The following is a 14,062-nucleotide window of genomic DNA, read 5'->3' on the forward strand; positions in this document are numbered from 1 at the left end:
CACCCGGTTACATTCCGAACCCGGAAGTTAAGCTCTTCAGCGCCGATGGTACTGCACCGGGGACGGTGTGGGAGAGTAGGTCACCGCCGGACAATTGTTCATGAAAGGCCCCCATCATGTGATGGGGGCCTTTCGTGCTTTACGGGTCTGGTGAGAAATACAGCCGGACCCGATCTTCTGGACCGAGGCCGACTGCTTGTGCAGTTCGTCTAGGCAGCGTGGGTCGCGGTGAAGGCCAGGAGGAGCGCGGCGGTCTGCGGCGGATCCTCGAGCATGGGGGAGTGTCCGAGACCGGCCGGCAACTCGACTCTCGCGCCAGGAACGGCGCGGTACTCGGCGGCGGACGAGGATCGCCATCTCCGGTCCTCCCTGCCGAAGATCACCAGTAGCGGCTTGCCGAGGACCGCCAGCCGATCGGGAAGCGCGCGCTGCTTCAGGTAGTCGTCGACTGCCTGAGATGTCGCGGTGAACGCGTGGTAGGTCGTACCGCGTACGTCGTCCACGAGTCGTTGCGGGATCTCGTATCCATGGCGGCTGAACCCGGTGCTCATGACCCGGCGGGTCAGGCCGTCGGTCCGAAACCGCCACAGCAGTTGCCCGACGACGGGAACAGTCATGAGCCGGCCGACGAACCCCTGTGAGATGAAGGCGTCCATACGGGGGCCGGTGTTGATGAGCGCGAGCGCGGTCACCAGGTCGCGTCGTTGCTCGGCGAAGGCGGTGGCGACCGAGCCACCGGTTGAATGGCCGACCACGGTGACGCGCTTCACGCCGAGCCGGTCCAGTGCCGCGCCGACCCGGCGTCCCTGCTCCGGGATCTCGTAGCCGCGGCCGACCGGTTTGGCCGAGCGGCCATGGCCGAGCAGGTCGATCCGGATGACGCGATGTGACCTCGCCAGCATCGGAACCACCGAGTCCCACCAGCGGGTCGATCCGGAGAGTCCGTGGATCAGGACGAGTGCCGGGGCGTCGCGGGGGCCGTCCTGGCGTACGTGGATGTTCCCGCCGTCGAGAGGCAGAATCGAGTCTCCGGTGGCCTCCTCGCTCTGCCACGCTACCGCCACCGTGTTAGTGGCGAGCAGTCCGGCGAGGGAGAGGAGGACGACCGAGGTGATCAGGCGGCGCCGACGACGGCTTCCCGTGGAGTTCACGTCGGTCTGCCGGTGGGGGTACCGCGGATCGGCATCGTCGAGCCGGCGGGGTTGCCGAGCCTCCGAAGGAGTAATCATGGGCCCACTGTCGCTGTCCGTGCGGGCCGGTGGCTTGGACGAATGTTCCGGGCGGCCCGGCTCGCATAGCGTGTGAGGATGGGGTCCACCGTGCACGAACGTGACGATACGACTGTGTGGGACGTCGCACGTCCGGAGTGGCCCAGCCGGGTGGCCGGTGTCAGCATGGCCGGGTTCCGCGCCCGCGACATGGCCGCGGCCGGCCACCGGGTGGTCCCGCACCCGGCCGTGACACTGGCCCTGGAGTTCGGGGCGGGCCGGCCCATCGTGGACGATGCCGCCGGGCGGCAGCAGCGGGGAAGTCTCGTCGCCGGGGTCGGGCTCGCGAACGTGGTCTGGGTGCGGGGCGAGAACGTCGAGTGCGTGCAGGTGCGCCTGTCCCCGGTGGTCGCGGGCGCGATTCTGGGCGTCTCACCGGCCGATCTGGACGGCGCCGTGGTGGCCCTCGACGACCTGTGGGGCCGGGAGGCATCACGGATCCGTGAGCGGCTGGGCGATGTGTCGTCGTGGGAGGATCGCTTCGCCTTGACGGACGCGTTGCTCGCCCGCCGGCGCGCGGCGGGGTCGTTCGTGGACCCGGAGGTGGCCTGGGCCTGGAAGCGGATGATCGCCGGCCGTGGCCTGGTCCGGGTCGACGGGCTGGCGGCCGAGGTCGGATGGAGCCGTAAGCGCCTGTGGTCCCGGTTCCGGTCGCAGATCGGGCTGTCGCCCAAGCGCGCCGCGAAGCTGGTCCGCTTCGACCACGCCGCCCACCGCCTGGCCGCGGGTGAGGGCGCGGCCCGGGTCGCGGCGGAGGGCGGCTACGCCGACCAGTCTCACCTGCATCGGGATGTCGTGGCGTTCACCGGGGTGACCCCGGTGGCCGTGGCCCGCGAACCGTGGCTGGCGGTCGACGACATCGCATGGGCCGGCCACGGAGCACCCGCCCAGGATCCGCGCCGCCGGCTGCCCGCCACCGAATTGCCCGGCGGGGTCAGAGCGGCCGGGCAGCTCGGTGGCGAACCCGCGCCCTCGCTCCGCGAGAGCTGGGGCCGACATCCGGCGCCGGGGTAGCGGCTCTCCTCATCGGCACCGGACGACGAGGAAGCCTCGAACGGCGGAGAAACCCTGGACAACGAAGAAGTCGAGGACAACGGAGAAGCCCCGGCCGGAAGGCCGGGGCTTCTCCGTCTGGGCGCCGCCTCTCAGGGCGTGATGAAGAGACCGTCACCCACCGTACGCTCCGCCCCGTCCGAGGGCCGGTTCACGGCCTTGTGACCGACGACCATCACGCTGGAGCCGCCGCCGTCGAAGTTGATGGCCTGCTTGGCTCCCAGCCACCGCATCAGCTGGGCCGCCTCCACCATCGAGGCGCCCACGGCGACACCCGGGTTGCGTCCGTCGACGGTGGCCAGGATCAGCCCGCCCGACTTGTCGACACCGACCATCGTGCGCGGGTGGCGCCGGAGCATCATGTTGATCGAGGCGTGTCCGTCGGCCGCCGCGGTGATGCGTACCCGCCCGTTCCTGACCAGCCCGACTCCGCCACCCATGACGTGTGTCTCCGGGGTGAGCGGTATGGCCTGCAGGGTGCGCAGGTCGATGACCTTGTTGTCCACCTTCATCCAGGTTCCCTGCGCGTGTTCCTGGAGCCAGACGGCCATGAGACCGGTGCCGTGGAGCAGGTAGGTGCCCCGGGCGACGATGCCGCCGGCCTGGCGAACCTTGATGACCTTGCCCTGGGCGGCGTCGACGACGACCTCGATGCCGCCGTCGGCGGCCGTCTTTCCGCCGAACTCCTCGGTGTAGAGGACGAGCTCGTCGGTGCCGGCGGCTCGGTTGATGCCGTTGACCTCGGTCTTCGTCCCGTCGGAGGAGATCGCGGTGACCGTGGTTTTCAGCTCGGTGATCCGTGCCTTGCGGCCCTGGGTGATGACGAGACCGCTACGGCCGGGCACGGCCTCGCTGAGAAGCCTGCCGCCCACGACGGACACGCCGACCGGGTCCCCCTGCAGGGCCTTGGCCGTGTGGATGTTGAAGAAGCCGCCGTTGACCCCGGCGATGGCGCCGGTCAGCTTCGACATCGAGCTGGTGCTCTCGCGCTTGGCCACGCTCTTGCCGACGCTCGCCTTGAACGACCCCTTGAACACCTTCGGGTTGACCATCAGCACGCGCATGTCCCAGGGGCCGGTGGTCTCGGTGCCGTCGTCACCGAGATAGTCGGTCTTGGCACGGACGTCGAACTCCTTGAGCTCCTTCACGACCTTGTCGGCCTTGGCCCGCTGGCCGAACGACCAGAGGCCGGTCCGGACCATGTAACGCTCCACGGCGGGAGCGTCCGAGGCGGCGGGTTGCACGACCTTCAGGATCTCAGGGGTGAATCCCGCGGCCTCCACCGCCTGGGCCACCGTCTGCGCGGTGGCAAGGGAGCCGGCATCATGCCCATTGGGCATAAGAGCGGAAACTGTCCACCCTTGGGTTGATTTGCCGTGTTTCACACTGAAAAGGGTAATTCCTGGCGCCACACTCTGCTGGTTCTTCACCGGGGCCATGCTCACGCCCAGCGGGAACGCGGAGGAGGGAAACCCCGAACTCGCCTGCTCCGCCGAGGCGGGAATCGCCACGGCGGTGAGTGTCAGGGCCGTCAATCCAGCGACAAGGTGTCGCGACATGTGCATCTCTCCCCGTTGGTCTCCGACTTCGTGCACCATCGTGCCGAGATCCACGGGTGCAGGGGAGCGAAACACGCGAAACATCCCAAGAAAGTGTCATTACTCACGCGAGACCGTATGGCCGCAGGGGAGAAGGCGAAGGGGAATTCGCATACCCGCCGAGGCCCCGGTCGGGTCAATGAGTCGGGCCAACGGCCTGGTCAATGAGCCAACAGGCCTGGTCAATAAGGATTAGTCCCCGAATGTTTCGCCACGTGGGCGGGAAAGCGGCGCTACGGTGCGGTAGGCCGCATTTCCTCAGATCAAGCGGCACATCTTTACGAGAGGCAGCCGTCATGGGGCTGAGCGTTCTCATCGTGATCACCGCAAGTGTGTTCCTCGGTGTCATCCTCGGAGCGATCCTGACGCGTCCGCGCCGCTGGGATCTCCACATCTGCGCGGACGATCCCGTCGACCACGTCCACATGGACACCGCATCCGACAGACATGGTTGACCGGACACCACGGTTGACCGACACCACGGTTGACCCGCATCACGGTTGACCGGACACCATCGATTCGGGCGGGCCCGGTCGCGGGGAAGCCCGGGAGCGTCCTGAGAGAAGAATCCTGAGAAGGGTCCCGCTGCGCCGCGGAGAGTCCGCGGAGGTCACCGCACTACTTCGAGGACCGGGCAGACCTTCGGCGGTCCGCACGGCCGCCAGGGACCGCACACCTTCGAAGAGCCGCACGACCTCGAGGGGCCCTCACGTGACAGGGCGGGAAACGGACGGGCCGCGGGACGCGGTCACCGTGAGACGGTGACCGCGGACGACGGCCGGACATCAGCGGGTCGTACGGCATCGGGGCGCCGTACGACCCGGGGGGCCTGACGTCGGGTCAGCCCACGCAGTGATACACCTTGCGCAGGGTCTCGTGGACGATCCAGACGGTCTTGGCGCCTTCGGCGAGCAGGCAGACCGACCCGGGGACGAGCTCCAGGGTGGCGCCGCCGTCGACCTCCAGTGTGGCGCGGCCGGACAGGACCACGAACATCTCGTCACGTTCCACATCGATCACCGTGCCCGGCGTGATCTCCCAGATGCCCCGGCTCTGCTTACCGTCAGGCGAGGACCACAGCTCGATCGACGAGACGCGCGGGGAACCCGCCAGGATCTGATGGGGCTCCAGCTCGCCGGGTGACAGCCGTACGTCGTCGGTGGGGACGGAGAACGCCCCGGCGGCGGTGACCATCCGGGACAGATCGGCGGTCTCGGGGACGAAGATCTCGGTCATTGGGGCCTTTCAGGAACGGGGACTGTCTCTTCGGAAGGACTCCAGTGCCAGGAGGGCGACATGGAGGGAGAGACAGGATTCGACATTGTCCAGATCGGTGTCGAGGATGCGCTCCAGCCTGTGGAGGCGGTCGTAGAAGGCGGGACGGGACAGGTGGGCCCGCTGGGCGGCGACGGCCTTGTTGCGGCCCGCGTCGAGATAGACCCGCAGGATCCTGGTGAGGTCACCGCCGCGCTGGGCGTCGTGGGCGAGCAGCGGGCCGAGCTCCCGTTCGGCGAAGGTCTGCAGCCGGGCGTCGTCGCGCAGGAGATGGAGCAGGCCTCTCAGTCGGAGATCGGGCAGCCGGTAGAAGGGGCGGCCGTCGGGCTGCCTGACGGCGACGTCGGCGACCTGCTCGGCCTCCAGGAAACTCCTCCGTACGTCGCGGACCGACTCGACCACGGAGCCGGCGGCGAGGACGAAGGGGATCGCGAAGGCCACGCGCAGGTGGTCGGAGAGTGTGGTCAGCGCGGACTCGGGCAGGACGCGCGGCGGCAGGGGGAGCAGGACGCCGACCCGGTTCTGGTCCAGCGCGCCGATCAGGGCGGGAAGGCGGGCCTCACGGCAGGCGGCGGAGGCCGCGTCCGCCAGCTCGCCCAGCCGGGCGAGCTGCTCCTGGCCGTCCGGTAGGTTCTCCGCCGACTCGGCCAGGCGGAGCACCACGCTGACGAGCTTGCGACCGGTGAGCGGCACACCGACCGCGCGGGCGCGTGCCGCGGCCTCCTCGGGGTCGGCGTACGCGTGGGTCAGGATGCCGGTGATGATCGTGCCGTGTGCCTGGCGTTCCAGTGACTCCTGGTGGCGCTCCAGCAGGCGGCCCAGGGCGAGAGTGGTCGCGGCGCGCTCGGCGAGCACGATGTCGCGTGGCCCCGGCTCCGCGTCGCAGAGCAGGATCAGGCGGCCCCAGTCCTGGCCTCGCGCGCCGACCATGGTGACCAGCCAGCCGGAGGCCGCATCGTAGGCGGTGCGCAGGTCGGGGGCGACCGCGCGGGAACGGGTCTCCCAGCCCGCCAGCAGCGATCCGGTGTCGCGCCCGGCGGTCTCACAGGCCAGCACCTGGTGCGCGAGGTTCTCCAGCAGCGCGGGGTAGCCGGACAGCCGGGTGACCTGGCCGAGGACCTCCGCGGGGGAGGCGCCCTCGACCGACAGCTCGGTGAAGACCTCGTGCAGCTGCTCGGAGGCCCGGAGCTCCTCCAGCTGGGCGTCGATGATCCGGGCGTGCACCGATTCGGTGATCTGCACGAACGGTGTCTCCCTGGCCAGGGTGACCAGGGGAAGGCCGTGATCCTCGGCGGCGCGGACCACGGCGCCGGGCAACTCGCCGATGAACTTGCGGCCCAGCTCCACGATCAGTCCCGACGCGCCCACGGTGACCAGCTCGGCGATGTAGTCGGCCAGCTTGCCGGGGTCGTCGGGCAGCGCTATGCCGGTGGTGAGCACGAGCTCGCCGCCGCGCAACAGGTGCGCGATGTCGGTGACCTCGCCCACGTGCACCCAGCGCACCCGGCTGTCCAGCCGGTCGGCTCCCGCCACGACCCGAGGATTGCCCCGGCGAACGGTGTCCAGGGCGAGGACGTCGGCGACAGTAGGGAGCACCCGCCAAGAATATCCGATCAGAATGTAAGCGCGAGCGGCATGTGCTTTACATCTTGTTTGAGACCGTCCGTTTTCCCGCCTGTCCTCTCGTCCTTACGCCCCAGGTTCCCCCGTTTCCCGACTGCTTTTCGCCAGCCTAGGATTACCTCACCTTTTACGGCCGAGGGGCGCGATGGTGGACATGGTTGAGACCGCCGGTACGGTGCGGAGCAGGGCCACGAAGGGTGCTTCAGGCGTGGAGGAGCTCGATCTCCGGCAGCTCCTGGCGGGCCTGACCGCGGTGCGCGACGGCGACTTCGGCACGCATCTGCCCGAGGACGGCGACGGGCTGCTGCAGGAGATCGCCACCGTCTTCAACGGCATGGTGGACCAGCTGTCGCTGTTCACCTCCGAGGTGACCCGGGTGGCCCGCGAGGTGGGCACCGAGGGACAGCTGGGCGGGCAGGCCGAGGTGCCGGGCGTCTCGGGCACCTGGAAGGACCTCACCGACTCGGTGAACGCCATGGCGGGCAACCTCACCGACCAGGTGCGCGACATCGCCCAGGTGGCGACCGCGGTCGCCACCGGCGACCTGTCGCAGAAGATCACCGTGGACGTGCGCGGTGAGATCCTGGAGCTGAAGAACACGCTGAACACGATGGTGGACCAGCTGTCGTCGTTCGCCGACGAGGTGACGCGGGTGGCCCGCGAGGTGGGCACCGACGGCAGGCTGGGCGGACAGGCGGAGGTGACCGGCGTCGCCGGCACCTGGCGCGACCTCACCGACTCGGTCAACTTCATGGCGGGCAACCTCACCGACCAGGTGCGGAGCATCGCGCAGGTCACCACGGCGGTGGCCAAGGGCGACCTGTCGCAGAAGATCACCGTGGACGCCCGGGGCGAGATCCTGGAGCTGAAGAACACCATCAACACGATGGTGGACCAGCTGTCGTCGTTCGCCGACGAGGTGACGCGGGTGGCCCGCGAGGTGGGCACCGACGGCAGGCTGGGCGGGCAGGCCGACGTCAAGGGCGTCTCCGGCACCTGGCGCGACCTCACCGACTCCGTCAACTACATGGCGGGCAACCTCACCGACCAGGTGCGCAACATCTCGCAGGTGGCCACCGCCGTCGCCCGTGGCGACCTGTCGCAGAAGATCACGGTCTCGGCGCGGGGCGAGATCCTGGAGCTGAAGAACACGCTGAACACGATGGTGGACCAGCTGTCGTCGTTCGCCGACGAGGTCACCCGGGTGGCGCGTGAGGTGGGCACGGACGGCAGGCTGGGCGGGCAGGCCGACGTCAAGGGCGTCTCCGGCACCTGGAAGGCGCTGACCGAGTCGGTGAACGTGATGGCCGACAACCTCACCGCCCAGGTGCGGAGCATCGCGCAGGTCACCACGGCGGTGGCCAAGGGCGACCTGTCGCAGAAGATCCGGGTCGACGCGCGCGGCGAGATCATGGAGCTGAAGGAGACCATCAACACGATGGTCGACCAGCTCTCGGCCTTCGCCGACGAGGTGACGCGGGTGGCCCGCGAGGTGGGCACCGAGGGCAATCTCGGCGGCCAGGCCACCGTGCGAGGGGTCTCCGGTACGTGGAAGGACCTCACCGACAACGTCAACTCGATGGCCAACAACCTGACCAGCCAGGTGCGGAGCATCGCGCAGGTCACCACGGCGGTCGCCCGCGGAGACCTGTCGCAGAAGATCACCGTCGAGGCGAAGGGCGAGGTCGCCGCGCTCGCCCAGACCATCAACACCATGGTCGACACGCTGAGCGCGTTCGCCGACGAGGTGACCCGGGTGGCCCGCGAGGTCGGCACCGAGGGCGAGCTGGGCGGCCAGGCGCGCGTGCCCAACGTGGCCGGCACCTGGAAGGACCTCACCGACAACGTCAACTCGATGGCCAACAACCTGACCAACCAGGTGCGCAACATCGCGCAGGTCACCACGGCGGTCGCGCAGGGGGACCTGACCAAGAAGATCGACGTGGACGCCCGGGGCGAGATCCTGGAGCTGAAGACCACGATCAACACGATGGTCGACCAGCTGTCGTCGTTCGCCGCGGAGGTCACCCGGGTGGCCCGCGAGGTCGGCAGCGAGGGGCGGCTGGGCGGGCAGGCCGAGGTCGAGGGCGTGTCCGGCACCTGGAAGCGGCTGACGGAGAACGTCAACGAGCTGGCCGGAAACCTGACCCGCCAGGTGCGGGCCATCGCCGAGGTGACCAGCGCGGTGACCTCGGGCGACCTCACCCGCTCGATCACCGTCGACGCCTCGGGCGAGGTGGCCGAGCTCAAGGACAACATCAACTCCATGGTGAAGTCGCTGCGCGAGACCACCCTGGCCAACCAGGAGCAGGACTGGCTCAAGTCGAACCTGGCCCGCATCTCCGGGCTGATGCAGGGCCACCGCGACCTCGCCGTCGTGGCCGAGCTGGTGATGAACGAGCTGGCCCCGCTGGTCTCCGCCCAGCACGGCACGTTCCTGCTCGCGGAGGAGAAGCCGGACGGCTCGGAGCTGCGGGTGGTCGGCTGCTACGGCCACCGGGAGACCGCCCGCCGCCACTTCTTCGGGGACTCCCTGGTGGGACAGGCCGCCGTGGCCAAGCGGTCCATCCTGGTCGAGGACATCGCCGCCGGGTACATCACCGTCTCCTCGAGCCTGGGAGCGGCCGGCCCCGTCAACCTCATCGTGCTGCCGATCATCGTCGAGGACCAGGTCCTCGGGGTGATCGAGCTGGCCAGTCTCAACCGCTTCACCCAGGTGCACCGGGCCTTCCTGGAGCAGCTGGTGGAGACCATCGGCGTCAACGTCAACACGATCGTCGCCAACGCCCGTACCGACTCCCTGCTCACCGAGTCGCAGCGCCTCGCGACCGAGCTCCAGGTCGGGCAGGAGGAGCTGCAGCGCTCCAACGCCGAGCTGGAGGAGAAGGCGGAGCTGCTGGTCCGGCAGAACCACGACATCGAGACGAAGAACAGGGAGATCGAGCAGGCGCGGCAGGAGCTGGAGGACCGGGCCAAGCAGCTCGCGCTGGCCTCCAAGTACAAGAGCGAGTTCCTGGCCAACATGAGCCACGAGCTGCGCACCCCGCTCAACTCACTGCTCATCCTGGCCCAGCTGCTGGCACAGAACCCGGCCCGCAACCTCACCGCCAAGCAGGTGGAGTACGCCAACGTCATCCACTCGGCGGGCACCGACCTGCTCCAGCTGATCAACGACATCCTCGACCTGTCGAAGATCGAGGCGGGCAAGATGAACATCAGCCTGGAGCCGCTGCCGCTGCGCCAGCTCCTGGACTACGTCGAGGCCACCTTCCGCCCGCTGACCACGGAGAAGGGGCTGCGGTTCGACGTCGTGGTCGCCCCCGACGTGCCCGAGGAGCTGCTCATGGACGAGCAGCGGCTCAGGCAGGTGCTGCGGAACCTGCTCTCCAACGCGGTGAAGTTCACCGAGAAGGGTTCGGTGGAGCTCCGCATCGAGCGGGTGGGCGCGATGAACCTGCCGGGGGCGTACGGGCAGGAGGCGCTCGCCTTCCAGGTCGTCGACACCGGCATCGGCATCGCCGAGGAGAACCTCTCCCAGATCTTCGACGCCTTCCAGCAGGCCGACGGCACGACCAGCCGCAAGTACGGCGGCACCGGGCTGGGGCTGTCCATCAGCCGCGAGATCGCCGCGCTCTTCAACGGCGAGATCCGGGCGGTCAGCGCCCTGGGCTCCGGCAGCACCTTCAGCCTCTACCTGCCGATCGCCGCCCTCACCCCGGACGCCGCCCGCGCACGCACCGGAGGCGAGCCCGGCGCCGCGTCCGCCCCGGTCCTCCCGGCACATCACGCGCCGGTGGCCGCGCCTCTCGAGAGATTCCCGGGGGCGGACGGGCGGCGCCTGCTCGTCGTGGAGTCCCGCCCCAACGGGCTGCTCTCGCAGCTGGCCGAGAGCGTCGTGGCCGATCTGCCCGAGACGCACGGTCCCGTCCAGGTGTCGACCGCCAACGACCCGGTCTCCGCCCTGGAGATCCTGGCCGCGGACGACCACCACTGCATCGTGCTCGACCTGGGCATGCGCCAGGACGGGGCGGCCGACTTCCTGCGCATGCTGGACGACGACCCGGTGCTGCGCGGGCTGCCGGTGCTCGCCCACCACACCCGCACGCTCACCCGGCCGCAGGAGAACCTCCTCAAGGGGCGGTCAAACACCCAGCCGCTGGAGCGCCTGCCCAGCCTCGACGAGCTGCGCGAGCGCATCACCCTGCACCTGTCGGCGCCGGCGCCCGGCGACGTGCTGCCCCTGGTGCAGGCCAGCCCCGACGAGCGGCCGCAGCCGGTGGAGGAGGTGGACACCGTGCTGGTGGACAGGAAGGTCCTGGTCATCGACGACGACGTCCGCAACGTCTTCGCGCTCACCAACATCCTGGAGCTGCACGGCATGCAGGTCCTCTACGCGGAGAACGGCCGCAAGGGCATCGAGATCCTGTCGCGCAACGAGGACATCGACCTGGTCCTGATGGACATCATGATGCCGGAGATGGACGGCTACGCCGCGACCGCCGCCATCCGCAAGATGGCCGACTTCGCGGATCTGCCGATCATCGCGGTGACCGCCAAGGCCATGCAGGGCGACCGGGAGAAGACCCTGTCCGCGGGGGCCAGCGACTACGTCACCAAACCCGTCGACGCCCAGGAGCTGCTCCGCCGCATCCAGCGGTGGCTGGAGATCTAGGGCGAGGGCGACGGGGGCGTCCGGCGCCGTTCCGCGTACCGTCCCGGGCGTCTCTCCAGGGCAATCCGGCGTCTCCCGGGTTCACCCTCGGTTCATTCCCGGCGTCTCCCGGGGGCGTTCCCGGCCTCGTCCCCGGCGGCCGGGGTGTCCGGCTCCGCGCGGCCCCGCGACGCCAGAGGTGACGCGGCGCGGTTCAGGCGGGCCTCCAGGCCGTCGAGGAAGCAGGTCAGGCCGAACTCGAAGTTGAGCGCCCTCGCGGTGTCGACGTCCATGCGCCTGAACTCGGCGTAGCGGGCGGCCAGCTCCGGATGGTCGGCCGCGGCCTTCTCCAACGTGGGCTGGATGGACTCGTTCAGCTCGTTGGAGGTCAGGCCCGTCCGATCCAGCATGGACCGCCAGGAGAGCTCGGGCGCGGTGACCCCGAACACGTAGGCCATGAGCGTCGAGGCGGCGTAGTCCTGGTCGAGGCCGCGGAACCCGGCGTGGTCGAAGGTGGCGACGAGACCGCTCATCATCCGCATCGCGTTGGGGCCGATGGCGGGGGTCGTCCCGATGAAACCGATGACCCAGGGGTGTCTGAAGAGCGCCTGGCGGATGCCGTACGCGAAGGAGGTGGCGGCGTTGCGCCAAGTGGTCTCCCGGACGTTCAGGACGGTGAACTCGCCGTAGACCTCGTCCAGGACCAGCTCGAGCAACTCGTCCTTGTTGGCCACGTGCCAGTAGATGCTGGTCGTCCCCGAGCCGAGCCTGGCCCCCAGGCGGCGCATGCTCAGCGCGTCCAGCCCTTCGGCGTCGAGCAGCTCCATCGCCGCGCGCACGATCTGCGCGCGGCCGAGGGCCGGGCTTTTCGCGGCGCGCCGCTCGCGTGTCCAGACGGAGCTCAGGTGCTCTTTCACCGTTCAAGCATAAATCCGATGGCACACTGTTCGAGGCTATCGTACAGTGTGCGAGTGAAATCGAACACTGTACGAGTCGAACGCGATCCGAGGCGCTGGTGGATCCTCGGAGTGCTCTGCCTGAGCCTGCTGGTCCTCGTGGTGGACAACACCGTGCTGAACCTGGCGATCCCCGCCCTCATGGTCGACCTGGGGGCCGGTCCGGCGGACATCCAGTGGATCATCGACGCCTACATCCTGGTCTTCGCCGGTCTGCTGCTCACCGCCGGCAGCCTGTCCGACCGCTACGGACGCAAGCGCTTCCTGATCATCGGCCTGGTGCTGTTCGGCGGCGCCTCGCTGCTCGCCATGCTGGTCACCGAGCCCTGGCACCTGATCGGCGCCCGCGCGCTGATGGGCGTCGGCGGCGCCATCCTGATGCCGAGCACCCTGTCGATCCTGATCACCGTCTTCGACGACGAGGAGCGCCGCAAGGCGATCGCCGCGTGGAGCGCGGTGGCGATGGTCGGCGTGATCGCCGGCCCGACGCTGGGCGGCTTCCTGCTCGAGCACTACGAGTGGTGGTCGATCTTCCTGCTCAACGTGCCGGTCGCGGTCGTCGCCGTGATCGCGGCGGCGCTGCTGATGCCCGAGTCGCGCGGTCCGGCGCGAAGGCTCGACCCGGCCGGCGTGGTGCTGTCCACGGTCGGCATGAGCGCCCTGGTCTACGTGGTCATCTCCGCGCCGAAAGCGGGCTGGACCTCGGCGGAGTCGCTCGTCGCCGCCGGGGTGGCGGTGGTCGCGCTGGCGGCGTTCGTGATCTGGGAGCTCAGGTCGGAACACCCGATGCTCCCGCTCGAGCTTTTCCGCGACCGGAACTTCAGCGGGGCCTCGTTCTCGATCGTGCTGATGTCGTTCGGCACGGGCGCGCTGCTGCTGATGCTCACCCAGTACCTGCAGTTCGTGCTGGCCTACGGCCCCATGCAGGCAGGTTTCGCCCTCCTGCCGTACGCCGTGGCCGCCGCGCTGTTCAACGGGGTCGGCGCCGGTCTGGGGCGGAAGGTCAGCAACCGGGTGCTGGTCGCCGTCGGTCTCGCCGTGATGGCCGGCGGTTTCGGGGTGCTCGCCTTCATGACCGCCGATACCGGGTACGGCCTGATGATCAGCGGTCTCATGCTCATGGGGATCGGCGGCGGCCTGGCGGGGCCTGCGGCCTACGCGACGCTGATGGGAGCGGTGCCGCCCGCGCACGCCGGTGTCGGGTCGGCGCTCAACGACACCGTCCAGCAGGTCGGCATGGCGCTGAGCGTCGCCGTGCTCGGCAGCGTGCTGGCCGGGGTCTACACCTCGTCGATGCCCGCCGGCGCCCCGGCCGCCGCGCGCGAGTCGATCGCCGAGGCGCTGCGGCTGGGAGACGCGGGGGTGATCGGGACCGCGCGCGAGGCGTTCGTCTCGGCCATGTCGTTCGGCGCCTGGGTGGGGGTCGGCTTCACCCTGGCCGCCGCCACGCTGGCGTTCGTGGTGCTGCGCCCCGCGCCCGTGCCCGCACCCGGGGCCGGTTCGGACGCGGACCTGGTGAAAGCGGAGGGCTGAGAGGGTCTCCGGGCCGTCGATCCCGTGCGTTCGCCCGCCGGTGGCCGGCCTGCCCGGGCAGGCCGGCCACCAGCGCGTCGCGGCCGTACCCGGGGGCTGCCGATG

9 protein-coding genes and 1 rRNA gene are annotated in these 14,062 nt (G+C 69.5%); 5 read left to right on the forward strand and 5 right to left on the reverse strand.

Annotated features, from left to right (window positions below; all coding sequences use genetic code 11):
• A 5S ribosomal RNA gene (rrf, locus tag AB0G15_RS42510) occupies positions 1–92 on the forward strand; the annotation flags it as partial.
• A 117-nt stretch (positions 93–209) separates the two neighbouring features.
• On the opposite strand, the gene AB0G15_RS42515 is transcribed toward rrf, so the two are convergent.
• Positions 210–1,229, reverse strand: a complete 1,020-nt coding sequence (locus AB0G15_RS42515) for an alpha/beta fold hydrolase (RefSeq protein WP_362851257.1) — start codon at positions 1,227–1,229, stop codon at positions 210–212.
• Positions 1,230–1,343: 114 nt separating this feature from the next.
• Between AB0G15_RS42515 and AB0G15_RS42520 the strand changes: the two genes are divergently transcribed.
• Complete coding sequence (locus AB0G15_RS42520; RefSeq protein WP_362851259.1) at positions 1,344–2,282, forward strand: helix-turn-helix domain-containing protein; 939 nt, start codon at positions 1,344–1,346, stop codon at positions 2,280–2,282.
• Positions 2,283–2,413: 131 nt separating this feature from the next.
• On the opposite strand, the gene AB0G15_RS42525 is transcribed toward AB0G15_RS42520, so the two are convergent.
• Positions 2,414–3,661 carry a phosphodiester glycosidase family protein gene (locus AB0G15_RS42525; protein ID WP_362851261.1) on the reverse strand — a complete coding sequence of 416 codons (1,248 nt, stop codon included), beginning with the start codon at positions 3,659–3,661 and terminating at the stop codon, positions 2,414–2,416.
• Between the two features lie 575 nt (positions 3,662–4,236).
• On the opposite strand from AB0G15_RS42525, the gene AB0G15_RS42530 reads away from it, so the two are divergent.
• Complete coding sequence (locus tag AB0G15_RS42530; protein ID WP_362851263.1) at positions 4,237–4,374, forward strand: hypothetical protein; 138 nt, start codon at positions 4,237–4,239, stop codon at positions 4,372–4,374.
• A gap of 385 nt (positions 4,375–4,759) precedes the next feature.
• Here the strand turns inward: AB0G15_RS42530 and AB0G15_RS42535 are convergent, their stop codons facing one another.
• Entirely contained in the window at positions 4,760–5,155 is a 396-nt protein-coding gene (locus AB0G15_RS42535; protein ID WP_362851265.1) for a cupin domain-containing protein, read from the reverse strand.
• Positions 5,156–5,164: 9 nt separating this feature from the next.
• Positions 5,165–6,790: a PucR family transcriptional regulator gene (locus AB0G15_RS42540; protein WP_362851267.1), complete on the reverse strand. Its 1,626-nt coding sequence runs from the start codon at positions 6,788–6,790 to the stop codon at positions 5,165–5,167.
• A 181-nt stretch (positions 6,791–6,971) separates the two neighbouring features.
• Between AB0G15_RS42540 and AB0G15_RS42545 the strand changes: the two genes are divergently transcribed.
• Complete coding sequence (locus AB0G15_RS42545; protein ID WP_362851273.1) at positions 6,972–11,489, forward strand: HAMP domain-containing protein; 4,518 nt, start codon at positions 6,972–6,974, stop codon at positions 11,487–11,489.
• 92 nt (positions 11,490–11,581) lie between these two features.
• Here AB0G15_RS42545 and AB0G15_RS42550 read toward each other — a convergent pair whose 3' ends face one another.
• Positions 11,582–12,385 carry a TetR/AcrR family transcriptional regulator gene (locus tag AB0G15_RS42550; protein ID WP_362851269.1) on the reverse strand — a complete coding sequence of 268 codons (804 nt, stop codon included), beginning with the start codon at positions 12,383–12,385 and terminating at the stop codon, positions 11,582–11,584.
• A gap of 54 nt (positions 12,386–12,439) precedes the next feature.
• Here AB0G15_RS42550 and AB0G15_RS42555 point away from each other — a divergent pair, with 54 nt between their 5' ends.
• Positions 12,440–13,957, forward strand: coding sequence for an MFS transporter (locus AB0G15_RS42555; protein ID WP_362851271.1), 1,518 nt, complete (start codon positions 12,440–12,442; stop codon positions 13,955–13,957).
• The last annotated feature ends 105 nt before the right edge of the window (positions 13,958–14,062 follow it).

It is taken from the genome of Streptosporangium sp. NPDC023825, from assembly GCF_040639575.1.
Lineage (GTDB): Bacteria > Actinomycetota > Actinomycetes > Streptosporangiales > Streptosporangiaceae > Streptosporangium.